Here is a 21,547-nt window from a genome sequence, read left to right as displayed (position 1 = left end):
GCCCACCTCAAGGCCGTCGTCGTCCCCACCGGCGTCTACGCCGCCTCCGAGGACTGGGGCGCCGAGGGCCTGGACGGGCGGATCGCGCGGGCCGGGCGGGAACTCGCGGAGCTGATGACCGGACTGTCCCGCGCGGTGCCGCAGCCCCGGCGGGACTCCTTCGACGAGGTCACCCCCTTCACGGAACGCCTCGCCGCACTGCGGACCCCGTAGGAGCGGCCGCTGAGCCGCCCGGTGAGAGGCCGGTGAGAAGCGAGGTCACCGGGGCCCGTGCCCCGGTGCGCCGGCCGTCCGCTTGGCAGACTGGGGGCGTGTCGCAGAGAACCCAGCCAAGCCAGGCGGCCCCGACGCTCCTGCTCGCCGAGGACGACCGTGCCATCCGCAACGCCCTGGAGCGCGCCCTCACCCTGGAGGGCTACCGGGTCGTCGCGGTCGCCGACGGCGCCGAGGCGCTGGCCGAGGCCCGCCACGAGCGGCCCGACGTGCTGGTCCTGGACGTGATGATGCCCGGCGTCGACGGCCTCCAGGTCTGCCGGACGCTGCGCGCCGAGGGCGATCCGACGCCGATCCTGATGCTGACGGCGCTGGTGGAGACCGCCGACCGGATCGCCGGGCTGGACGCGGGGGCCGACGACTACGTGGTCAAGCCGTTCGACGTCGAGGAGGTCTTCGCCCGGCTGCGCGCCCTGCTGCGGCGCACGGGTTCCGCCCCCGGCACCGGGGCGGGCGACGTGCCGAAGCCCGCCTCCGACGCCCTGGAGGCCGTAGGGCTGCGGATGGACCCGCAGGCCCGGCGCGCCTGGCGCGGGGAGCGGGAGCTGGAGCTGACCCGGACCGAGTTCGAGCTGCTCGAACTGCTGGTCCGCAATGCCGGCGTCGTTCTCGACCACGCCACCATCTACGACCGCATCTGGGGCTACGACTTCGGCCCCGGCTCGAAGAACCTCGCCGTCTACGTCGGTTACCTGCGCCGCAAGCTGGACGAGCCGGACGCGCCGCAGCTGATCCAGACGGTGCGCGGCGTGGGTTACGTGCTGCGGGAGGGCTGACCCGTGGCCCAGGACGACCGACCGTGGCCGGCGTCCGGGCGGCGGCCCCGGCTGACGTCGCTGCGGACCACGTTCGCGGTGTCGTTCGCGACGGTCACGGCCGTGGTCACGGTGCTGGTCGGGGTGGTGTCGTACAACGCCGCCGCCCGGCTGGTCCGGGTCGACCAGGAGACCGTCTTCGAGCAGATCGTGCAGGATTTGCGGGACGAGGTCCGGCAGCAGCGGATGACGCCGCAGGACTTCTCCTCCTCCGCGCCCGGTCACGACATCGTCCGCCCGGCCCGCACGGACGTGCAGGTACTGGGGCCGGACGGCGCGGTCACCGACGCGTCCCGGCCCCGGCTGCCGGTGACCGGCACGGACCGGGAGACGGCCGGGGCGCGGGCGGCCGGGCGGATGGTGCAGCACGAGGACATCGACGTCGGCGACGACGTGTACCGGATCGCGACGGTGGCGCTGGGCGGGGGCCGGGGCGCGGTGCAGGTGGCGCAGGAGTTCAGCGACACCGAGGACCTGCTGCGGGTGCTGCAACGGCAGTCGCTGATCCTGATGGCGGCGGTGGTGACCGCGGCGGGGCTGTTCGGCTGGTGGCTGGCCCGGCGCATCACCTGGCGGCTGGTGGCGCTGACCTCCGCCGCCGAGGACGTCGCCCGCACCCGGCGGCTCGGCACCCAGGTGGTGCCGGTCAGCGGGCTGGACGAGGTGGGGCGCCTGGGCCGCGCCTTCGACCGGATGCTGGGGCGGCTCGCCCAGTCGGAGGAGGACCAGCGGCGGCTGGTGCAGGACGCCGGGCACGAGCTGCGGACCCCGCTGACCTCCCTGCGGACCAACATCTCGCTGCTGCGGCGGATCGACGAACTGCCGCCCGGCGCGCGCGACGACCTGGTCGCGGACCTGGGGCAGGAGGCCCGGGAGCTGACCGACCTGGTCAACGAGCTGGTCGACCTGGCCGCCGGGCAGTCCGACACCGAGCCGCCGCAACGGGTCGACGTCGCCGAGATCGCGTACGACGTCGCGGCGCTGGCCCGGCGCCGCTTCGGGCGCGAGATCACCGTGCGGACCTGCGGGGACACCCGTACGGAGGGGCGGCCGGCCATGCTGACGCGGGCGCTGTCCAACCTGGTCGAGAACGCCGCCAAGTTCGACCCGGACGGCGTCGCCCCCATCGAGGTCGCCGTCGCGGGGCCCGCGCGGCCCGGCACCATCCGCGTCGAGGTCCTGGACCGGGGGCCCGGCATCGCCGACGACGACCTGACCCGCGTCTTCGACCGCTTCTACCGCGCCCCCGACGCCCGCTCCCGCCCCGGCTCCGGCCTCGGCCTGTCGATCGTGCGGGAGGTGGCCCTGGCACACGGCGGGGCGCCGTTCGCCTACCGGCGGGACGGGGGCGGCACGGTGATCGGGTTCACCGTGGGGAACTGATCCGGTCACTGCCCGGCGGTGCCGCAGGAGCAGGCCGAGCTGTCACCGCCGTACCGCTTCCGGCGCCAGCGGCGCCCCGGCATCGAGGCGGACATGGAGCCGCGCTCCCGCTGCCTCGCCCCGCACCGACTCCAGTTCCACGGTCGGCGAGACCGTCGCGTGAGGGGTGGCCTGGCCGACACGCGCCAGGTGTGTTGATCACGAGCGGCGGGGCCTCAGCGGGGCCAGGGCCGCCCCGTGCGCCGCTCGATGTCGGTGTTGAACTGTTCGAGGTCGGCGATGAACCGCCGCAGCCGGTCCGCCGGCCAGTCGCCGAGGACGTCGGCGAGTCCGGTGACGATGGCGTCGCGGTCGGCGTGCAGGCGCGCGCGGCCCTCGTCGGTGATGCGGAACTTGCGGGCGATGCTGCCGTTGGGGTCCAGCGTGCGCTCCACCAGGCCCTCCCGCAGCAGCGCCGTGGTCTGACGGGTGAAGGTGGACGGCGCCAGCCCGAACGCCTCGACGAGGTCCGGCACGGACATCGGCCCCTGCGCCTCCAGGCGGCTGAGCAGCACATAGGCGCTGCGTTCGAGGGCGCCGCCGCCGCTGCGGACGCGGCGCGGGGAGGTCATCTCCATGTGCCGGGTGAGGATCAGCAGCTCACGCTCGATGCAGCCACCTGCCTGCCGTGCGTCCACGCCGTCCTCCTCGGGGTGCGAAAGCTGTGGCCGCCTACCCTATGTCCAGGTGCGCGGCCCCCTGTTTTCGGCCGAATTCCGTCATACGTGTTTCATGACTAAAGCATCATGCACAGGACGTGCATGATGCACTTTTGTTGTACCGTGCATTTCACCGGTCCTTCAGCAGTCACGGCGCGCGCGTTCCGTCCGCGCGCTGCCCCCACCGCCTCCACCTCTCCGAGGAGCGCAGATGACCGACCAGGCCGTGCACCAGCCCACCGACCTCCCCGTGACCCTCCCCCTGGCCACCGACGCCCCGCTCGATCCCCCCGCCGAGTGGGAGGAGTTGCGCGCCCGCTGCCCCGTCGCCCACGCCACGCTGCCCAGTGGCGACACGGCGCTCTACCTGACCCGCTACGACGACGTCCGGGCCCTGCTGTCCGACCCCCGCTTCGCCCGCCCCACCGAACGGGACAACGCCGCCCGGCTGGCCCCGGAGGGCGCCGGCGGGGCCGCCGTCACGGGCAGCAGCGCCTTCGCGATCCCCGACCGGGGCGAGCCGCACCAGCGCTGGCGGCGCCGGGTCGGCAAGTACTTCACCGCCAAGCGGATGGCCGCCCTGCGCCCCGGCATGGCCCGGCTCGCCGAGGGCCTCGTCGACACCATGCTCGCCGAGGGCGCCCCCGCCGACCTGCGGGCGAGCCTCGGCTTCCCGTTCCCCGTCTACGTCATCTGCGACCTCCTCGGCGTCCCCGCCGACGACCGGGACCGCTTCTCCCACTGGTCCGACAGCTTCCTGAGCGTCACCCGCTACACCGCCGACGAGATCCGCACCGCGCAGCGGGAGTTCGTCGAGTACATGGCCGGGCACGTCGCCGCCAAGCGCGCCGAACCCTCCGACGACCTGCTGGGCACCCTCATCAGCGAGGCCGACGAGGACGGCGGCCTGAGCGACGACGAACTCGTGGCCACCGGCGTCGGCCTGCTCGTCGCCGGCCACGAGACCACCGCCAACATGATCGGCAAGATGGTCTCCATGCTGCTCGGCGACCGCACCCGCTGGGAGACGCTGCTGGACAACCCCGCGCTGGTGCGCACCGCCGTGGAGGAGTCCCTGCGCTTCGACACCAACCTCGGCTTCGGTGTGCGCCGTTACATCGGGGAGGACGTCGAGATCGGCGGACACCTCGTGCCCGGGGGCAGCACCGTGGTGTGCAGCATGCCGGCCGCCAACCGCGACGAGCGGACCTTCACCGGCGCCGCCGACATGGACCTCACCCGCACCCCCAACCCCCACCTGACCTTCGGCGTGGGGCCGCACTCCTGCCTGGGCCAGTCCCTGGCCCGCACCGAACTCCAGGTCGTCCTCGAAACCCTGCTCGCCCGCGTCCCCGCCCTCCGCCTCGCCGTGCCCGCCACCGCACTGCGCAAGACCGAGGGACTCCTCGTCGGCGGACTGCGCGAAGTCCCCGTCAGCTGGTGACCCGGGCCGGACGGCGACCGGAAGGAGAACGAGAGGTGGAACACCCCATGAAACTCACCGTCGACCAGGAGAGGTGCTGCGGCGCCGGTGCCTGCGTCCTGGCCGCGCCGGAGGTCTTCGACCAGCGCGACGAGGACGGCGTCGTCACCCTCCTGGACCCCGAGCCCGCGCCCGACCGGCACGACGCCGTACGCGAGGCGGCGGCCGTCTGCCCCACCGCGGCCATCCAGGTGACCGAGTCCGGCTGACCGGCCCGGCCGTCGTCACCAGGCAATAATCAAACCCTCCTTGGCATTTTCGCCCCTGTCGGCGCGAGGGGATCACTTCATATTCTCCAGGCATCGGAAACCGCCGAGAAAACCGCCGAGAAAAAAGGCAGTTCCCATGCCCGAAGAAACCAATGAAGTGAAGGGCGTCACCCGGCGTACGGCGCTGGGACGCGCCGCCGGCGTCGCCGCGATCAGCGCGGCGGCCACCCTCGCCACGACCCTTTCCAGTCCCCCCGCCGCGGCGGCGCCGTCGACGATCGCCACAGTCCGCTTCCCGGACACCGAACTGACCCGGCGTACCACGGAATTCGTACGGGCCGTCTCCACGCCGTCCCTCTTCAACCACGTCATGCGCACCTACGTGTTCGGCTCCCTGCTCCTCGACCGCCGCGGTGTCCGCTACGACCGTGAACTCGCGTTCGTCGCGGCGGCCCTGCACGACCTGGGCCTGGTCGAGGAGTACCGGAGCCCGGCGGAGCGCTTCGAAGTGGACGGCGCCGACGCCGCCCAGCGGTTCCTGCGCGAGCAGAACATGCCGGCCGGACGCGTGGCGGTCGTCTGGGACGCGATCGCCCTGCACACCAACGCCGGCATCGCGGCCAGGAAAAGACCGGAGATCGCCCTGATCTCCCTGGGCTCCGGACTCGATTTCACCGGAAACGGCCTGGACCAGATTCCGGCCGACGCCCTCGCGGACATACTCACCGCTTTTCCCAGGGAAGGATTCACGCGGGAGGCGATCGACACCATCCTCTCGCTGTGCCGCACCAAACCCATGTCGGTACTCATGCACCCCTTCGCCGAGGTCGGCCGCCGCCACATTCCCGGCTTCCCGGTCCCGACCGTGGAGGACCTGCTGCTCGCGGCGCCTTTCGAGGAGTAGGGGAGGAGCGGAGAGCGGGGCCTCCGGCTTATACGGAGGCGGACGCGGACAAGCCCGGCGCGGAACTCCCGGTCACCGCCGGTCCGTCCGGGCCAGGGGCCGGCTCCGGCAGGGACGCGCGGTGGGCGCGGGCCAGGGCCACCATCCTGTCGAGGGTGTTCCGGGCGCGCAGCAGATCGTCGATCTGGGCCGTGATCCGCTCGCGTTCGTGGGCCATCCGCTCCAGCGTGGCGTCGGAGTTGTGGATGCTCGGGGCGTCACGGCACGGCATGAGTTCGGCGATGGTGCCGCTGGAGAGGTTGGCCGCGTACAGGTCCTGGATGAAGCGGACGCGGTCCACGTCGTCCTCCGTGTACCGCCGCTGCCCGCTCGGTGTGCGGGTGCTGGTGAGCAGGCCCCGCTGCTCGTAGTACCGCAGTGACCGCACGCTCACTCCGGCGCGTGCCGCGAGTTCCCCGATCCGCATGACTGCCTCCCGGCGGTGGTCCACGGCACGGCGGGGCCTGTGGCGCACCCCACACGGAGCCGCGGTGTTCTGTCGGTTGCCTCTGACACCGGTGTCAGGTTTTAGCGTACACACGCGCCCCGGCAGCCGGAGCGCGTGTGTACGCGAGGAGAACCGACATGCCGTCCCTGTTCAGCAGTTACCGCCTCGGCGAGCTGACGCTGCCCAACCGGACCGTCATGGCCCCCATGAGCCGCGTCCGGGCCGCCGCCGGTGGTCTGGCCACCCCCTCGATGGCCACCTACTACGCACAGCGCGCCACGGCCGGTCTGATCATCACCGAGGGCGTCCAGCCCAGCCTCGTCGGCCAGTCCAACCCGGGCACGCCCGGTCTGCACACCGACGAGCAGGCGGACTCCTGGCGGCAGGTGACCGACGCGGTCCACGTCAACGGCGGACGCGTCTTCGCCCAGATCATGCACGGCGGCCGGGTCTCGCACCACGAGACCACCGGCCTCCAGCCGGTCGGCCCGTCGGCCGTGCCGGGCGTGGGCGACGTGTTCACGCCGAGCGGCCCGCAGCCGATGCCTGTGCCGCGGGCCCTGAAGACCGACGAGGTCCCCGAACACGCCCTGTCCTACGCGCAGGCCGCCCGCCGCGCCGTCGACGCGGGCTTCGACGGCGTCGAACTGCACGGCGCCAACGGCTACTTGATATCCCAGTTCCTGTCCTCCAACGCCAACCTGCGCGACGACCGCTACGGCGGCTCGATCGCCAACCGCATCCGGTTCGCCGTCGAGGCGGTCACCGCCACCGTCGAGGCCGTGGGCGCCGCCCGCACCGGTATCCGCCTGTCGCCCGGCGGCGGTTTCTGGGGTGTCGTCGAGGACGACGCGGCCGAACTGAACACCGCCCTGCTGACGGAGCTGGCCCGCCTCGACCTCGCCTACGTGCACCTGGAGGCCACCGCCGACGAGGAGACCCTCCTCCTGCTGCGCAAGACCTGGCCGGGCGCCCTCATCGTCAATCCGGTCATGCCGGGCGGCCCGCGGCGGACCGGGCCGGCGGAGGCCGACCACTGGCTGGGTCTGGGCGCCGAGCTGATCTCCTTCGGCCGCGGCTTCCTCGCCAACCCCGACCTGGTCGAACGCCTCCGCGCGGGCCTGCCCCTCGCCCCCGCCGACGAGAGCACCTTCTACCAGGGCGGTGACGCCGGGTACCTCACCTACCCGACGTACCGGTACACGGCGGCCTGACGCACCTCCACGAGACCCTCCCCGGTCCCGCCGCCCGCCTCGTCACTCCGGGCGAGCCGGGTCGGGGCCCCTGGCGGGCGCCGGGCCCGGCCGGGGCACGTGGGCCGCTCGTTCCCGCGGCCGACGAGCGCGGCCGGCCGGTGCGACGTGATTCGGCCGGGGAGCCGGGGAGCCCCGCACGGAGGTCACGGTGGGGAGCCTCGCACGGAGGTCACGGTGCGGAGGTCACGGTGCGGGCAGGAGCTCGTTCCATGGACCGACCGTCGCGAACATCGCTTCCATGCTGGCGAGCGAGGGTCCATGAAACCGTGCGGAGGCGGCCGTGCAGTCCGCGGCGACGGACATGTCGAAGCCCCGCTCGACGCCCGACCGTACCGTGGACTCGACGCAGTAGTTCGTCAGAACCCCGCCGACCACGAGCCGGTCGACACCCAGGGCCCGAAGCATGAGCTCCAGGTCGGTGTGGAGGAACGCGTCGTAGTGATGCTTGTCGACGACCACGTCGTCGGGCTCGGGCGCGAGGACGTCGACCACCTCGGCGTCCCAGGTGCCGCGGGTGAGCATGTGCGGGTGCGTCGCGAGAACGGGGGCGAAGGCCGCCCGGACCCGTGGGGACATCTCCGGGGCGTTCCTGCGGTAGACGTGCCGTGTGTACACGATCGGCAGTCCTGTGGCGCGGCCCGCGGCGACGAGCCTGGTCGTGGCATCGAGGACGGCGTCGATGCCCGGGACGGCCATCCCGCTTCGAGGCAGCGAGCCGTCGCGATGGACGAAGCCGTTCTGCATGTCGATGACGAGGACCGCGGTGGTGGGCATCGTCGGTTCCCTCCTTTTCGGGTGACGGTCGTGCCTGTCTCGCCGACCGCGGGGTGCGGTGAGGGGGGCGCGCACAGGCGCGACGCGGACGGTCTCCGCGTCCGGCGCCCGTGGTGGCCGGACGGTTCAGGCCTGGGCGGTGGGGCGTACGACGACGTCCCCCACGTCGACACCCTCGGGCTGCTCGATGGCGAACGCGATGGCGCGGGCCACCGCGTCCGGCGACAGTCCGATCCACTCCCTCTGTTCCACGATCCGGTCCCGCAGCTCAGGGAGCATGGAATCCGCGAAGTCCGTGCGGACGACCCCGGGGAGACGACGGTGACACGCAGGTTGTTCCCGGCCTCCTGCCGCAGCCCCTCGGAAACGGCGCGGACGGCGTTCTTCGTGCCGGCGTACACCGACATCGCGGGGCTGATGCTCAGCCCCCTGCTCACGGAAGACGGGCAGCGCGGCCGCGATCCCGTACAGCACGCCCTTGAGGTTGACGTCGATCATCTCCTCCCAGTCCTCGACGCGCAGTTCGTCCAGGGGGGAGATCAGGCCGACGCCCGCGTTGCTGACCAGGACGTCGAGCCTTCCGAAGCGCTCCCGCGCCACGCGGACGAGACCAGCGAGAGCGAGATCCGCGCGCCGTGTCACGTCCGTGCGGACCCAGGCCGCCTGGCCACCGGCCCGCTCGATACGGGCGGCCAGCGCCTCCAGGCGCTCCGTACGACGCGCTCCCAGAACGACCGCGGCGCCCTGCTCGGCGAGCAGCAGCGCCGTCGCCTCACCGATGTCGCCGCCCGTGCCCGTGAGGGCCACGACCTTGTCCGCGATTCCCGACATGCTGAGAAGCCCTTCGGGCGGTGCCGACAGAACACGTGCGAGGACGACGGTGCCCCGTGTCCTGGAATCGAAGTGGAGGCGTCGCCACTTAGGTCAGCGTAAGTGGTGACGCCTCCACTTAGCAAGCCGCGACACCGAAGGGTCCCCATGCCCCGCGACCCGCACCGTCCGCTGCGCGCCGACGCCCGGCGCAACCGGGACAGGATCCTGGCCGCCGCGGTGCGCGTCTTCGCCGAAGAGGGACTGGACGCCCACTTCGGACGCATCGCCAAGGAAGCGGGCGTCGGCAGCGGCACCCTCTACCGCAACTTCCCCACGCGCGAGGCCCTCGTCGAGGCGGCCTGCCGCAGTGTCGGCCGACAAGCTCGCCGCCCTCACCGGCATCGCCCTCACCTCGGCCAGACCCGACCAGCGCGATCAGGCCGAACGCCTCATCGACCTCGCGCTGGACGGACTGCGCCCCGGCGGGGCGGGCGGCCGGCGGACGGTCGTGGACACGTACCGGTTCCGGTCCGGGGCGGCCGGCGGGCCCGCCGGCCGCCCCGGGCTCAGAGCAGGGCTTCGACGGTGATGGGCAGTTCGCGGACGCGGCGGCCGGTGGCGTGGAAGACGGCGTTGGCGATGGCGGGTGCCACGCCGACGGCGACGACCTCCCCGAGGCCCTTGACGCCGATGGGGGCGGCGTCGAGGTCCTCGCCGTTGTCGAGGTAGACCGCCCGCAGGTCGGGAACGTCGGCGTTGACGGGGACGAGGTAGCCGGCCAGGTCGGCGTTGACGATCCGGCCGTCGCGGTGGTCGGTGACCGTGTGCTCCAGCAGGGCCTGGCCGATGCCGCCGACCATGGCGCCCAGGGCCTGGCTCTCGGCGAGCTTGGGGCTGATGATGCGGCCCGCGTCGTAGACGCCGAGCATCCGCCGGACCCGCACCAGGCCCAGGCGGACGTCGACCGCGACCTCGGCGAACGTCGCACCGAAGGCGTGCAGGGAGGACCGCGCCGGTCCCGACGGCGGGGTGAAGGAGCCGAGCGTCTCGAGGTGGTCGCGGTGGTTGCGGGCCAGGAGCCGCCCGTAGGTCTCCGTGCGCGCCGGGTTGCCGCGCACCCGCAGCCGGCCGCCGAGGACGACGACGTCGTCGGCGTCGGCGCCGTACAGGGGCGAGCCCTCGTCCTCCACGGCCAGTCCGATCGCCTGCCGCCGCAGCTTGTCGCAGCCGTCCTGGACGGCGGAGCCGACGCTGGCCATGGTGAGGGAGCCGGCGTGGGGCGGGGAGGGCGGCATGAGGGAGTCGCCCAGCCGGAAGGTCACCTTGCGCATGTGCAGGCCGAGGGCGTCCGCGGCGAGCTGGGTCATCGAGGTGTAGGTGCCGGGTCCCATGTCACTGGACGCGGACTCCACCAGGGCCGTGCCGTCGGCGTCCAGCCTGACCCGGGCCTGAGCCCCGAGCCGCAGGGTGTCGTAGCAGCCGACGGCCACGCCGGTACCGATCAGCCAGTCGCCGTCACGGGTGGAACGCGGCGCGGGGTCGCGCCGGTCCCAGCGGAACCGGTCGGCGCCCACCCGGAGGCACTCGCGCAGCCGCCGGGTGGAGAACGGCAGCCCGTTGGAGGGGTCCTCCTCCGGCTCGTTGCGCAGCCGCAGCTCGATCGGGTCGATGCCCAGTTCGTGGGCGAGTTCGTCCAGGGCCGACTCGATGGCGAACGCGGCGGTCGCGTAGCCGGGACCGCGCATGTAGGTCGGCGTGTTCACGTCCAGCGGCACGGTCCGGTACGCCTGGCGGACGTGGGGCGTGGCGTAGAGCATCCGGCCCGCGGTCACCGTGCTCTCCAGGAACTGCTCGTACGCGGACGTCTCGGCCCTGATGCCGTGGACCATCGCGGTCAGCCGTCCGCTCCGGTCGCTGCCCAGGCGCAGTGTGTACTCGTAGGCGGGCCGGTAGCCAACCCCGTAGTACAGCTGCTCGCGGGTCAGTACGAGCTTCACCGGGCGCCCGGTCTCGCGGGCGGCGAGGGCCGCGATGGCGGAGTGCGGCCAGACCCGCGCGGCGTTGCCGAACGCGCCGCCGACGAAGGGCGAGATGACGCGCACCGATTCCGGCGGGATGCCGAACACGGCGGCGAGTTCGCCCTGCGCCCCCTGCACCCACTGGGTCTTGTCCCAGACGGTGAGCTTGTCGCCGTCCCAGCGGGCGATGGTGGCGTGCGGCTCCATGGCGTTGTGGTGGATGCGGCCGAGCCGGTAGGCCGGCTCCAGCCGCACGTCCGCGGAGGCCAGCGCCTCCTCCGGGTCGCCGCGCTCGTAGTTCTGCGGGGGCAGGGGTGCGTTGACCGGGAGGCCGGGCGCCGTCAGGTCGGTCGAGGGCTTCTCCGCCCTGTACGAGACTCTCACCTGGTCCGCCCCGTGCTGCGCGGCCTCCAGCGTCCGGGCCACCACCACGGCGACGGGCTGTCCGAAGAAGCGGACCCGGTCGTCCTGGAAGACGTGCAGCCGTTCGCCGACCGGTGGGTCCATGGCCGCCCCGGGGTTGTCGCGGTACTCCAGCCCGGGCGCGTTGAGGTGACTGATCACCCCCAGGACACCGGGCTGGGCCAGGGCGGCGCGGGTGTCGACGGCGGTGATGCGGCCGAGGGCGATGGTGCTGTCGACGACGACCGCGTGGACCGCGCCCCTGACGTCGTGGTCGGCGGTGTAGGCGGCCCTGCCGGTGACCTTCAGCCGTCCGTCCACCCGGGAGAGCGGTGCCCCGACGGCTGTCTGCGGCTGGGGGCTCACCTGGTACCTCCCACTACGCGCAGCTGGCGTTCGACGGTGCGTTTGAGCAGGTCGGTCTTGAAGCGGTTGTGCTCCAGCGGGCGGGCTCCCTCGGCTGCCCGCCCGGCGGCCTCGGTCCACAGGGCGTTCGAGGGCCGTTCGCCGACGAGATGCCGCTCGACGGCGGGGAGTCTCCACGGGACGGTGCCGACGCCGCCGGCGGCGACCCTCGCCTCCCGGATCACCCCGCCGCGGACGTGCAGCGCGACGGCCGCGGAGGTGAGGGCGAACTCGTACGACTGCCGGTCGCGAACCTTCAGGTAGCCCGATCCGAGCGGGCGGGGATGGGCCGGAATCTCCACGGCCGTGATCAATTCGCCCGGCCGCAGGGCCTGCTCGCGGTCGGGGGTGCTGCCGGGCCGCAGGAGGAAGTCGGCGAGGCGCACACCGCGTTCGCCCCCGTCCGGGCCCAGCAGGCTCACGGTCGCCTCCAGGGCCGTGAAGGCCACGGCGACGTCGGAGGGGTGGGTGGCCACGCAGTGGCCGGACGTGCCGAGGATGGCGTGCGTGCGGTTGAAGCCGTTTCGCGCCGCGCATCCCGAGCCCGGGGTGCGCTTGTTGCAGGCGGCGGTCACGTCACGGAAGTACGCGCAGCGGGTGCGCTGCATGATGTTGCCGCCGATGGTGGCCATGTTCCGCAGCTGCGGGGAGGCGCTGAGCTCCAGTGCCTGTGAGACGACGGGGTAGGCGGTGCGTACCAAGGGGTGGGCGGCGGCCTCGGCCATCCGCACCAGGGCGCCGATGCGCAGGCCCCCGCGTTCGGTGCCGGTGATCCCGCGCAGCGGCAGGTCGCCGATGTCGACCAGCGTGCGGGGGCGCTCGACGGTCTCGCGCATCAGGTCGACCAGGGTGGTGCCGCCGGCGACGTACCGGCCGCCGCGCCGCCCGGCGGCCAGCGCGCTTCGGGTGTCGGACGCCCTGGTGTAGGAGAAGGGGTGCATGGTGGCCGGACCTCATTTCCCGTGCGCGGTCTGGGCGACCGCCTTGACGATCTTGACGTAGCAGCCGCAGCGGCAGATGTTGCCGCTCATCCACTCCCGGATCTCCTCCGCGGAGCCGCTGTGGCCTTCCCGGATGCACCCGATGCCGGACATGATCTGGCCGGGGGTGCAGAAGCCGCACTGGAAGGCGTCCTGCTCGACGAACGCGCTCTGCAGCGGATGGAGTTCGCCGTCCTCGCCCGGGGCCAGGCCCTCGATGGTGGTGATCTCGGCGCCTTCCAGGCGTATCGCCAGTGTCAGACACGAGTTGACGCGGCGTCCGTCCACCAGGACCGTGCACGCCCCGCAGGCGCCGGCGTCGCAGCCCTTCTTGGAGCCGGTCAGGCCGAGATGCTCGCGCAGCAGGTCCAGCAGCGAAGTCCGGTTGTCGATCGTGACGGTGTGCCGCTCGCCGTTGACGGTCAGCGAGAGTCGACCGCCGGGCGGCCCGCCGGTGACAGCCGGTGCGGCGCCGAGTGCGGGCGTGCCCGCGGCCAGGCCGCCGGCGACGACGGCACCGCCCGCCGCGGTGGTCGTCGCGATGAACGTACGCCGGGACGGCGTCGGCGGGGACTCGGCAGGGGGAGGAGCGGCCGGCTCGGTGGGTTCAGCGGACATGTGCGTGCCTCCGGCTCGGCGGTGGGGTGACGGCCGGCTGTATGGGGGGCGCGGACGCGGACCGGGTCCGCGTCGTCGTCCCCCTCGGTGGTGAGCCGGCCGACGGCCCGGGGCCGTCCGGGGCCGGGTCCGTCCCCACGACGTGGCCCTGGACGCGACGGTGTGCGCGTGATCGGGCGGCCGGCTCCTTCGGGCGCTCCTCGCGACGGGCGGCCCCGGCGCCGACGCCCATGCCGGATCCGGTGATTGGTGCGGTCCGTCCACGGTGACCGACTGCTGTCATCGTGTGCCCTCCTTTCATTAACTGTCTTATTGGCAGTTAATGCCAGGCAGGCGGCTCCTGTCCAGGGGCGATAGTCTGATGTCCATGACGACTTTGTGGGACCGCTCGCGACAGGTCGCCGTCGAGGCGATCCTGGACACGGCGGTTCGCCTGTTCGCCGAGCAGGGCTACGAGCAGACGACGATCGCGCAGATCGCCCGGGAGGCGGGGATCTCGCAGCGTTCCTTGTTCCGCTACTTCGGCACCAAGGAGGACCTGGTCTGCGGGGACCAGGACGCGCTGGGCGACGTGCTGACGCGGACCGTCGAGCGGCAGCCGGCCGAGGTCTCCCCCTGGGACGCCCTGCGCGCCGGCTTCGAGGTCCTCCTGACCGCCAACCACACTCCCGAGCGGGCGCTGGAACTCTCCCGTCTCATCTTCGGCACCCCCGCCCTGCACGCCCGCTACATCGAGAAACGACTGCGCTGGCAGGCCGCACTCGTCCCGGTCGTCCAGGCGCGGCTGGGAGCCGCCCCCGGCCCGGCCCCCGATCCGCGTGCCAAGGCGATCATCGCGACGGTCTTCGCCTGCGCCGACACGGCGACCGAGCTGTGGGTCGCCGACGACGGACGACTCGACCTGGCAGACCTCTACGACCAGTGCCTGGCGGCGGTGCGGGGCTCCGGCTGAGGCACGCGTCCGGGCAGGCGCGGCGGCGACCCGTGCCGGACGGTGCTGGTCCGACGGGCTGCGCTCGGGCGGTCGACACCCGGTCCGCTCACGCGGACGGCCCCGGACGGACATCCGAAACGAACGGTGCAACCAGGGTGGCCGGGGTTACCGACGGGCTTCGGAGAGTCGGCCGCCGGAGGTGATGCCGAAGGCGTCCAGGGCGGTCTTCCAGCGCATGGCTCTCTGAGAGGGCGGTTCCCGAGAGCGGATCGCCGACTGACGCGGTTCTCGGTCATCCGGCGGTTGCGGCCGCCACCGAGCGGGCGACGTCGCGATGAGCCACACGCGCGGCGAGCCGGCGCGGCCGTCTCCTTCGGCGACGCCGCCATCGCCCTGCGAACGGTGCGGCTCCTCAGTGCCCTGGTCGCCCGACGGCCCCTCCCCGCACGGAAAAGGGTGAGGCCCGAAGACCCCGCCCGCTACCAGTGAAGTCCCGGCTCAGGGCCACACCAGGCAGTAAGCCTGGTGTCCCGCCTCGTGCAACCGATGCGAGAAGTCCTGCCACTCGTGCAGCGAATGGGAGGGGCGGGGTTGTGACCTGTGCATTCTCGGTGGAACGTGCGTTGACCTGCGGGAACTCGTCTCGGTAGTTCTCACGGATCAACGCCGTTACCCAGGCTCATGTGCCCTGGATGTGCCCTCCGGGGACGTGCTGGGGAGGCGCGTTCAGGCCCAGCTTTCGCGCCTAGGGCGCCGTGATGAGGGCAGTGATGCGGAGAAGGATCCCAGTCGGGCAGTGTCCGCGAGGCGTCTTGAGCTGTTTGGCAGGTGTACCCGTACGCATACGGCTTGGATGAACGCGGGGCCGCTGCATGCGGTCGAATCCCAGTGAGGCAGGGTGGGGGCCATGGTGACCTTGGCGAGTTCCCTGACGGGCGGTTCTGTGCGGGAGGCTTCTCGCGCCTTGCTGGAGCCGGGCGGGCAGGCCCGAACTGTTTCTATCTTCGGGGCCGAAGCGCTGTGCTTCTACCGTCTGAACGAGGGTGAGCATGCGCGGCGCGAAAAGGTCTCCGCCGCCCGGGTAGATAAGCTGCCCGATCTTGAGTGCCTGCTGACACTCCCGGTGGACGTTCCTGTTCCGCTGCAATCGCTGGACTCGCCGGCGCGGCGGGCGGTGCGAGGGCTGCCGTCGGGAGCGGTGGAGCGAGACCGGAAGACGGTCACCCGACGTGCCGTGCGGCCCCTGCAGGTGGATCTTGCTGTGGTTCGCGCTTCCGGGTGGCGCCAGGGCCTTGAGCGAGCGGGCCAATTTGCTCCCTTCTGCCGCCGGGCCATGCTCTTGGACCGTCTTCCAGCCCGACTGGATGAGGTCCTCGTCGAGGCCGACTTCTACGGCACCGGCGTGTTCGTCACCTCAGGAGACGAGGTCGAGCTGGTACTGGAGCCGGAGGACTACAGGCCGCCCCGGCACACCGCTGCGGCCTGGTGGTTCGTCGAGGATGTGTATCAGCGCCTACGCTCGGCGGCGGCTGTCTGAGCCGGTGTCTTGGCGGGTTTGGGAGCGGTTGACGCCCATCGATCGAGCTGCGCCGGAGACTTGAACGCCTTCGGCTGTCTGATGGACGTGTTGATCAGTTCGTACTGATCGAGAGCTTTACGGCAGCGGTCGAACCACCACTGCTGGCGTGCTGTGCCGGGCTTGACCGAAGTCAGGGCACGCAGCCACTCCATGAGGACCGCGACGTTGTGTGCCGCCGCTGCGGCAGGAAGCTCGCCGCGGTTGCTTGTGAAGGCGTCCAGTGCGAGCTTGCCGGCACAGGCCGAGCAGAAGCAGACCGGAGCTTCGGCGCCACCGTAACGCTTGGCGATCGTCTCACCCAGGAAGAAGGCCATCAGGTCAGGGAAGAGAACGTGCGGTGACTGGACGGGGATGCTCTTGTTGGTCTGCGCCTTTTCGCCGGGGGCGACGACGTGGCGGTAGCGGCTGCTGGCGCCGAAGGCTGTGAAGGCGGCACCGAAGGCCAGCGCGCCGAATGCCGCGAGATCCGTGCGTAGCAGGGCAGCCCCGGGAACTTCCTCGATGACCTGCTTGAGATGGCTTACGGCCTTGGCGTAACGCGCCAAGGGGTCCATCTGTCCGCCCAGCATGATGGCCTTCGGCCCCCTGACCATCCGCAGGTAGGCGATGAGCTGGCGGGTCGGTTCCTCGTCGCGTAGCCAGGAGACATCCACCGGAGCGGCGAAGATCACCTCTGGGTCGTCGAGTTCCAGGACACGGGTCACGGCGGCCCGGAGGGCATCGGAGTCCTCGGCCCTGATGTAGCCGGTGGGGGTCATGGGGAGCGTTGCTCCGGCGTCCCGCTGCTCGGCCAGAGACAGTTCCAGGGGATCGTCGAGGAAGAGCGTGGGCTCGACGTCGTAAGGGAAGGGGTTCTCCTCGGTCGCGGCGCTGACCTCGTACACCGCCGGGTCGATCAGGAGCGGAGCGGCGTAACCCTCCCTGTATCGCAGGGCGCCGGCCTTCCTCACGGCGTCGGTGCCACACAGGATGAGTCCACTGCGTGCCGGGTCGACCTGCCCCTGGACGTAGCCGAGCCGGGCGGCGCTGACCTGGATCAGCATGCGGCCCTGTAGACCGTTCAGGCTGTCTGGCCGGTCTGGCGCACCCGCGGCGTCGGGAGGCTCGGTCAGCTCGGAGCGCGGACGAGGCAGCGGGGCGGAACGGTCGGTCATGGTCACCTTCGGAAGGCCGGGAATGATGATGAACCGGCGCCCTCGACGTACAGGCGCTGGAAGTCTTCAGGAAGCAGGTGCGCGCAGGCAGCCGCATCCTCCAGAGTCATCTGGCGGTCGGTCAGCAAGGTGTTGACAAGGGCAACGAGGCGCTGCGGCTGCTCAGGGAGGACATCAACAGGCTCTGCGGTCCGGTAGCCGAGCGCTGACATCTCGATCATCAGGGTGCGGTACTGCCACTCGCTGACGGCATTGAGCGTTTGGGCGCGGCGCAGCAGCGCGCTCATGGAGACACCCCAAACCCGCTTCAGCTCCGTCAGCTTGGCCAGATCGACGCCGCCGGCGATCGCCTGCCGGATATCGGAGGCAGGCATCAAGAACTCGGCAGCGAAGGCGTCGGCCTGCTTCTCCTGCGTGGACCCTGTGCCCGGCTCGTCATGCATCACCAGGTGACCCAGCTCGTGCGCGATGCTGAAGCGACGTCGGTCGCCCGGTGCCCGGGTGTTGACCAGGAGCAGAGGATGCCCGCCCGCTTCCCACTGGCTTACGGCGTCCAACAGGTCGCTGTCCAGGTCGCGGGTGACCACCAGTGCGCCGGCATTTTCCAGCACCGCGACCATGTCGGGTACCGGACCGGGGGCCACGCTCCACTCCCTGCGGACTCGCCGAGCAGCGTCCTTCGGGGTGGTGAGGTCATCCAGGGGGACCCTGAAGAAGCGATGTGTGACTGGCGGCAATGCCGCTGCGGACGCCAGGCCGTTCAGCTGAATCCGTGAAAGCGCCACATGGGCGTGCACGCGTCGCAGAGCGGAGGCAGTCAGAGCTGCTTTCTTGCGGTGGTGGACCAGGCCCACCCCGATGCCGCTGACCTGCGGATCCAGGCACAGCAACTCAGGAGGGTAGCCAAGCGCGGCAGCGTACAGCTCAAGACGCTCATGTGTGACGACGAGACGACCAGCCTCGGCTCGGCTTACGTAGCCCTGGGAAACCGGCGTGGCGCCGCCTGGCGACGCCTTGGTCATAGCCGCGGCGACCTCAGCCTGCGTCAGCCCGCGGGACTCGCGCGCCAGCACGAGCATCCCGGGCTGCGCCTGCAGCTCAGTGATCGCCATACACGACACCACCTCGTATCAGACCTCAAAACAGTAGCACAAAATATTCCGTGACTGATTTAGCGTCATATGATGAAAGTAGTCCTGCAAGTGAGGGCCACTCTCTGAACAGTTGATTGTGGGCGCAGCAGCGTTCAGGCAGTGGCAGGGCGCGGTTCGCCGTGGAAGACCTGTTGGGCGTGCCAGTCGCAGTGAACTGCGGCAACAGGGCGAGCACCCGGCTGGGGGCCGATGAGTGGGCGGCCCGCGAGGGCTATGACGTGGTCGCGGGCGGCGGGGCTGTGGCCGACGAAGCGTTGTGAGACCAGGATGCGTTGGTCATTTCCCAGGCCTAGGACGCCCTTGTCGAAGAGCACGTGGTGCAGCGAGCACAGGCACAGCCCGTTCTCGATGTCGTCGGGACCGCCGAACGCCCACCAGCGGACGTGGGCGGCCTCCAGCCCGACGGGCATCGCGGCGATACTGCCGTCGTATCCGCAGAAGGCGCACCGGTACTCGTAGGCGGTCAGCACCAGCTCCCGCATCCTCCGGTCCCGCTGCCTGCGTATGGCCGAGAACTGCCCGGCCTCCGCCAGCACCAGTTCCAGGCCGACGGCTTCGCACAGTTCTCGGTGCAGGGAGGGTGGGAAGTGTAGGTCGAGCAGCAATCGCGCCATTCTGCCGAGCAGGTCCGGGTCGCGTCGCAGCGCCGCTCTCAAGTCCGGCGCGAGCTGCCCGGTGGCGCCCGTTTCCCGGAGGTCCCGTATTCCGCTTCCAGGGCTTGCCGATCCACGATCGGTGCGCACTTCCCACACCCCGTCGCTGACCAGGTGGTGGAAGGGATAGGCGGGTGTCGTCTTGTTGGGTGGGCCGTACTCGGTCAGCAGACGCTGCAAGTCCTCTTCCACCGCGGTATATCGCAGGCTGCCGTCGGCATCGTCCTGGAACCGGCCGAGGGCGTACAGAAGCAGCAGCGGCTTGTGCGGAGCGCGGGCACCGCTCCTGGTCCACTGCCTCAGCTTCGTGATCCGCTCCAGCCAGTCCATGGCGGCTGATCGTAGACGGGTCGGCCCGCTCACGTGTGGACACTGCTCAGGACGGCTGCGTGCCTGTGAACGGGACGCGGGCGTGGTGCGGTTCGGGGGCGATGAAGGCCCCGTCAGCCGTGACATGGAGCCCGAGGCAGGCAGGCTTCGCGCGGTGTCGGTCTGAATCGGTCAGATCCACTCACAGCGCCAACAGGCTATCTCCACAAGACATAAGATGATGCGCCTGGGTTGGCTGTTGCCCAGTTCAATGTCTGGGGCAAGGCGCCCCTGGTGGCTTGCGTCTGCCCGAGGCGCTTAGGGAACGGAGCGGCTGAGAACGGTGCACCTGCACAGCTTCACCGTGTGCGGATTCCGATCCCTCAAGGACGTCCGTGACATTCCGGTCAGCACACCTACCATCCTCGCCGGCCAGAACGACGGCGGTAAGAGCGCGGTGCTTGCCGCGCTGGCCTTCCTTGTGGGCAATGAGCGGTTGACCGAGGACGATCGTACGTACGAGCTCGACGCTTCGGATGGCGTGGACGTCGATGACTCGGCGCCTCTCCTGCGGTGTTCGACCACATGGGTGGAGGGGCAGTTCATCCTCGACTCTTGGGAGTTGGAATCGTTCGGCTTCCCGACCGAGGAGTTGCGCGTACGGCGACGCGCTGTCAACGGTGAAGGGCCCGTCCTTGAGTGCTGGGCGCCGCTCGCGGACGACGAACGACTGCGTGACCCTTCCAAGCTGTCCCTCAACGAGGTGAGAGCCCTCGCCAAGCAGTTGCTCCCTGAGCTGTCGTCCATAAAACGCGGCGACATCGAGCCGGCCCTCTGCAATTACGGCATGGCTCACGCCTCCGCGTCGGGCTGGGTTCCTGCTCCGAAGGAGATGGAGCGCCGCATGCCCCGGCTGATGCCGTTCGACGGGAAGTCGGACGATCCCGACGCTGCGGTGAAGACCGCGCTGATGGGCCGATACCAGGCCCATATGTCGGACCCCACGCTTGAGGGCCAGCTGCAGTCGATCGAGGCTGGGATCAAAGAGCGACTTCAGGACGACGCCCGGTCCCTGTGCGAGCACATTCAGAGTCGTTGCGACGACCTCACAGACGTTGATGTCGAGCCTGTGGTCTCGTTCACTCATGGTTTCCGGGGTGCGCCGCTGCGAATCGCCCGTACGAAGGGCGAGACCGTGGGCCTGGATCGTTCCGGCCTAGGTAGCGCACGACGAATCTCCCTGGCGATCTGGGAGTGGAACAGCCAGCTGCTCACGCGCGAGGAGTTCGCCGACATCGACTCCTCAACTGACCCTGAGGCCACCGAAGATGTCCCGCCTCCGGTACAGACGATCGTGATCTACGACGAGCCGGACACGCACCTCGACTACGGGCACCAGCGCAAGATCATGCAGCTCATCCGTGACCAAAGCGCACTGCCCCATGTGAACGTAATCGTCGCCACCCACTCCATGAACCTCATCGACGGTGTCGACATCGCCGACGTCGTGCATCTCCGACTGGAGTGCGGACGGACGGTGATCGAGCGGCTGGGGGCCGACACTCACGACGACATCGACGTGCACCTGGGGCGCATAGCCGCAGCGGTCGGTCTTCGAAACTCCGTTCTGCTGCATGAGCGTTGCTTCCTGGCTGTCGAGGGCGACACCGAACAGCGGGTGATCCCCATGCTGTTCCGGCTGTCTGAGGGCCAGTCTCTCCAGTCGGCCGGCATCGCCTTGTGGGCGTGCTTCAACAATGAGGGGGCCCTGCACCTCGCTCACTATCTGGTCGCGCATGGCCGCTCCGTGATGCTCATGGTGGACGCCGACAGCCGCACCTTGCCCAAAGGGCTCTTCAAGGAAGTCCGACTCCAACAGTTTTTCGGCAGTGCTTTCAGCGACGTTGTCCGTTTCGTGGGCGAGCCGGATGCCTTCAACGAGCTGGAGGAACTGTTCCCGGACGACTTGTGGGCCGCGACCGCCAACGAACTCTGGCCGAAGGACGGCGAGCCGTGGACCATGGACGACTTCACCGCTCAGCGCGGCAAGAAGTTCAGTAAGGAAGTGCTGAACATGCTCCGCAATGACAGCCCGAACGGGCCCAGCGGCAAACCCGACATGATGTTCGGGCTGGTGAGCACGCTCACCAGCCCTGATCAGGTGCCCGCACAGCTGCGGGAGATCTTCGGCGAGATCAGAAAGCTGGCCGCAGGGTAAGAGCGCGTAGCGCTGACCTGGTCTCACT

General features: G+C 70.7%; 19 protein-coding genes and 3 pseudogenes. 12 read left to right on the top strand and 10 right to left on the bottom strand.

What is annotated here, in order from left to right; genetic code table 11:
- The 3 genes and pseudogenes from ACZ3IG_RS28245 to ACZ3IG_RS28235 form a co-directional block, all read left to right on the top strand.
- A pseudogene (locus ACZ3IG_RS28245) lies at positions 1–213 on the top strand (oxidoreductase); the annotation flags it as partial.
- A gap of 98 nt (positions 214–311) precedes the next feature.
- On the top strand, positions 312–1,049 hold the full coding sequence (locus ACZ3IG_RS28240) for a response regulator transcription factor (protein WP_467435544.1): 738 nt from the start codon (positions 312–314) through the stop codon (positions 1,047–1,049).
- A 3-nt stretch (positions 1,050–1,052) separates the two neighbouring features.
- A complete protein-coding gene (locus tag ACZ3IG_RS28235; RefSeq protein ID WP_467435543.1) occupies positions 1,053–2,471 on the top strand; it encodes a sensor histidine kinase in 1,419 nt (472 codons plus the stop codon).
- 215 nt (positions 2,472–2,686) lie between these two features.
- On the opposite strand, the gene ACZ3IG_RS28230 is transcribed toward ACZ3IG_RS28235, so the two are convergent.
- The gene (locus tag ACZ3IG_RS28230) at positions 2,687–3,148 is read right to left on the bottom strand and encodes a MarR family winged helix-turn-helix transcriptional regulator (RefSeq protein WP_467435541.1); all 462 of its coding nucleotides are present in this window, start codon (positions 3,146–3,148) and stop codon (positions 2,687–2,689) included.
- A 232-nt stretch (positions 3,149–3,380) separates the two neighbouring features.
- On the opposite strand from ACZ3IG_RS28230, the gene ACZ3IG_RS28225 reads away from it, so the two are divergent.
- The 3 genes from ACZ3IG_RS28225 (at position 3,381) to ACZ3IG_RS28215 (ending at position 5,765) form a co-directional block, all read left to right on the top strand.
- Complete coding sequence (locus tag ACZ3IG_RS28225) at positions 3,381–4,613, top strand: cytochrome P450 (RefSeq protein ID WP_467435540.1); 1,233 nt, start codon at positions 3,381–3,383, stop codon at positions 4,611–4,613.
- Between the two features lie 47 nt (positions 4,614–4,660).
- A complete protein-coding gene (locus ACZ3IG_RS28220; RefSeq protein ID WP_215167398.1) occupies positions 4,661–4,861 on the top strand; it encodes a ferredoxin in 201 nt (66 codons plus the stop codon).
- A 136-nt stretch (positions 4,862–4,997) separates the two neighbouring features.
- The gene (locus ACZ3IG_RS28215) at positions 4,998–5,765 is read left to right on the top strand and encodes an HD domain-containing protein (RefSeq protein ID WP_467435539.1); all 768 of its coding nucleotides are present in this window, start codon (positions 4,998–5,000) and stop codon (positions 5,763–5,765) included.
- Between the two features lie 28 nt (positions 5,766–5,793).
- Here ACZ3IG_RS28215 and ACZ3IG_RS28210 read toward each other — a convergent pair whose 3' ends face one another.
- Positions 5,794–6,231, bottom strand: coding sequence for a MerR family transcriptional regulator (locus ACZ3IG_RS28210; RefSeq protein WP_467435537.1), 438 nt, complete (start codon positions 6,229–6,231; stop codon positions 5,794–5,796).
- A gap of 158 nt (positions 6,232–6,389) precedes the next feature.
- On the opposite strand from ACZ3IG_RS28210, the gene ACZ3IG_RS28205 reads away from it, so the two are divergent.
- Positions 6,390–7,466, top strand: a complete 1,077-nt coding sequence (locus tag ACZ3IG_RS28205; protein WP_467435536.1) for an alkene reductase — start codon at positions 6,390–6,392, stop codon at positions 7,464–7,466.
- A 225-nt stretch (positions 7,467–7,691) separates the two neighbouring features.
- Here the strand turns inward: ACZ3IG_RS28205 and ACZ3IG_RS28200 are convergent, their stop codons facing one another.
- Both ACZ3IG_RS28200 and ACZ3IG_RS28195 read right to left on the bottom strand, forming a co-directional pair.
- Positions 7,692–8,282, bottom strand: coding sequence for a cysteine hydrolase family protein (locus ACZ3IG_RS28200; protein ID WP_467435535.1), 591 nt, complete (start codon positions 8,280–8,282; stop codon positions 7,692–7,694).
- 126 nt (positions 8,283–8,408) lie between these two features.
- Positions 8,409–9,113: pseudogene (locus ACZ3IG_RS28195) on the bottom strand (SDR family oxidoreductase).
- Positions 9,114–9,260: 147 nt separating this feature from the next.
- Here ACZ3IG_RS28195 and ACZ3IG_RS28190 point away from each other — a divergent pair.
- Together ACZ3IG_RS28190 and ACZ3IG_RS28185 are read left to right on the top strand one after the other, a co-directional pair.
- Positions 9,261–9,464: pseudogene (locus ACZ3IG_RS28190) on the top strand (helix-turn-helix domain-containing protein); the annotation flags it as partial.
- A complete protein-coding gene (locus ACZ3IG_RS28185; RefSeq protein ID WP_467435554.1) occupies positions 9,463–9,684 on the top strand; it encodes a hypothetical protein in 222 nt (73 codons plus the stop codon). The pseudogene ACZ3IG_RS28190 and the gene ACZ3IG_RS28185, both read left to right, overlap by 2 nt.
- Here ACZ3IG_RS28185 and ACZ3IG_RS28180 read toward each other — a convergent pair.
- From ACZ3IG_RS28180 to ACZ3IG_RS28170, 3 genes are read right to left on the bottom strand one after another with little or no spacing between them, the layout of a single operon-like run.
- Positions 9,662–11,881 carry a xanthine dehydrogenase family protein molybdopterin-binding subunit gene (locus ACZ3IG_RS28180; protein ID WP_467435533.1) on the bottom strand — a complete coding sequence of 740 codons (2,220 nt, stop codon included), beginning with the start codon at positions 11,879–11,881 and terminating at the stop codon, positions 9,662–9,664. The genes ACZ3IG_RS28185 and ACZ3IG_RS28180 overlap by 23 nt on opposite strands.
- Positions 11,878–12,861, bottom strand: coding sequence for an FAD binding domain-containing protein (locus tag ACZ3IG_RS28175; RefSeq protein WP_467435532.1), 984 nt, complete (start codon positions 12,859–12,861; stop codon positions 11,878–11,880). The genes ACZ3IG_RS28180 and ACZ3IG_RS28175 overlap by 4 nt, the downstream gene beginning before the upstream one ends.
- A gap of 12 nt (positions 12,862–12,873) precedes the next feature.
- Complete coding sequence (locus ACZ3IG_RS28170; RefSeq protein WP_467435531.1) at positions 12,874–13,518, bottom strand: (2Fe-2S)-binding protein; 645 nt, start codon at positions 13,516–13,518, stop codon at positions 12,874–12,876.
- 367 nt (positions 13,519–13,885) lie between these two features.
- On the opposite strand from ACZ3IG_RS28170, the gene ACZ3IG_RS28165 reads away from it, so the two are divergent.
- Together ACZ3IG_RS28165 and ACZ3IG_RS28160 are read left to right on the top strand one after the other, a co-directional pair.
- Positions 13,886–14,470, top strand: a complete 585-nt coding sequence (locus tag ACZ3IG_RS28165) for a TetR/AcrR family transcriptional regulator (RefSeq protein WP_467435530.1) — start codon at positions 13,886–13,888, stop codon at positions 14,468–14,470.
- 889 nt (positions 14,471–15,359) lie between these two features.
- Positions 15,360–15,989, top strand: coding sequence for a hypothetical protein (locus ACZ3IG_RS28160; RefSeq protein WP_467435528.1), 630 nt, complete (start codon positions 15,360–15,362; stop codon positions 15,987–15,989).
- Here the strand turns inward: ACZ3IG_RS28160 and ACZ3IG_RS28155 are convergent.
- The 3 genes from ACZ3IG_RS28155 to ACZ3IG_RS28145 all read right to left on the bottom strand — a co-directional run bounded on the left by ACZ3IG_RS28155 (position 15,959) and on the right by ACZ3IG_RS28145 (position 19,322).
- Positions 15,959–17,185 (bottom strand): hypothetical protein, encoded by a 1,227-nt coding sequence (locus ACZ3IG_RS28155; protein ID WP_467435526.1) that lies wholly within the window; start codon positions 17,183–17,185, stop codon positions 15,959–15,961. The two genes, ACZ3IG_RS28160 and ACZ3IG_RS28155, sit on opposite strands and share 31 nt — an antisense overlap.
- Positions 17,186–17,187: 2 nt before the next feature.
- Positions 17,188–18,297: an ImmA/IrrE family metallo-endopeptidase gene (locus ACZ3IG_RS28150; protein ID WP_467435525.1), complete on the bottom strand. Its 1,110-nt coding sequence runs from the start codon at positions 18,295–18,297 to the stop codon at positions 17,188–17,190.
- Between the two features lie 134 nt (positions 18,298–18,431).
- Positions 18,432–19,322, bottom strand: a complete 891-nt coding sequence (locus ACZ3IG_RS28145; protein ID WP_467435524.1) for a phosphorothioated DNA-binding restriction endonuclease — start codon at positions 19,320–19,322, stop codon at positions 18,432–18,434.
- A 322-nt stretch (positions 19,323–19,644) separates the two neighbouring features.
- On the opposite strand from ACZ3IG_RS28145, the gene ACZ3IG_RS28140 reads away from it, so the two are divergent.
- The gene (locus tag ACZ3IG_RS28140) at positions 19,645–21,519 is read left to right on the top strand and encodes an ATP-dependent nuclease (protein ID WP_467435523.1); all 1,875 of its coding nucleotides are present in this window, start codon (positions 19,645–19,647) and stop codon (positions 21,517–21,519) included.
- Positions 21,520–21,547: the final 28 nt, after the last annotated feature.

Source organism: Streptomyces sp. NPDC016677, from assembly GCF_055562815.1.
This window is presented reverse-complemented; position numbering and strand designations above follow the sequence as displayed.

What these genes read in the sequence shown, in the direction of transcription:
- ACZ3IG_RS28225 (WP_467435540.1), top strand. Translation starts at nt 3,381, where the DNA reads ATGACCGACCAGGCCGTGCACCAGCCCACCGACCTCCCCGTGACCCTC.
- ACZ3IG_RS28220 (WP_215167398.1), top strand. Translation starts at nt 4,661, where the DNA reads ATGAAACTCACCGTCGACCAGGAGAGGTGCTGCGGCGCCGGTGCCTGC.
- ACZ3IG_RS28215 (WP_467435539.1), top strand. Translation starts at nt 4,998, where the DNA reads ATGCCCGAAGAAACCAATGAAGTGAAGGGCGTCACCCGGCGTACGGCG.
- ACZ3IG_RS28210 (WP_467435537.1), bottom strand. Translation starts at nt 6,231, where the DNA reads ATGCGGATCGGGGAACTCGCGGCACGCGCCGGAGTGAGCGTGCGGTCA.
- ACZ3IG_RS28205 (WP_467435536.1), top strand. Translation starts at nt 6,390, where the DNA reads ATGCCGTCCCTGTTCAGCAGTTACCGCCTCGGCGAGCTGACGCTGCCC.
- ACZ3IG_RS28200 (WP_467435535.1), bottom strand. Translation starts at nt 8,282, where the DNA reads ATGCCCACCACCGCGGTCCTCGTCATCGACATGCAGAACGGCTTCGTC.
- ACZ3IG_RS28175 (WP_467435532.1), bottom strand. Translation starts at nt 12,861, where the DNA reads ATGCACCCCTTCTCCTACACCAGGGCGTCCGACACCCGAAGCGCGCTG.
- ACZ3IG_RS28170 (WP_467435531.1), bottom strand. Translation starts at nt 13,518, where the DNA reads ATGTCCGCTGAACCCACCGAGCCGGCCGCTCCTCCCCCTGCCGAGTCC.
- ACZ3IG_RS28165 (WP_467435530.1), top strand. Translation starts at nt 13,886, where the DNA reads ATGACGACTTTGTGGGACCGCTCGCGACAGGTCGCCGTCGAGGCGATC.
- ACZ3IG_RS28160 (WP_467435528.1), top strand. Translation starts at nt 15,360, where the DNA reads ATGGTGACCTTGGCGAGTTCCCTGACGGGCGGTTCTGTGCGGGAGGCT.
- ACZ3IG_RS28155 (WP_467435526.1), bottom strand. Translation starts at nt 17,185, where the DNA reads ATGACCGACCGTTCCGCCCCGCTGCCTCGTCCGCGCTCCGAGCTGACC.
- ACZ3IG_RS28150 (WP_467435525.1), bottom strand. Translation starts at nt 18,297, where the DNA reads ATGGCGATCACTGAGCTGCAGGCGCAGCCCGGGATGCTCGTGCTGGCG.
- ACZ3IG_RS28145 (WP_467435524.1), bottom strand. Translation starts at nt 19,322, where the DNA reads ATGGACTGGCTGGAGCGGATCACGAAGCTGAGGCAGTGGACCAGGAGC.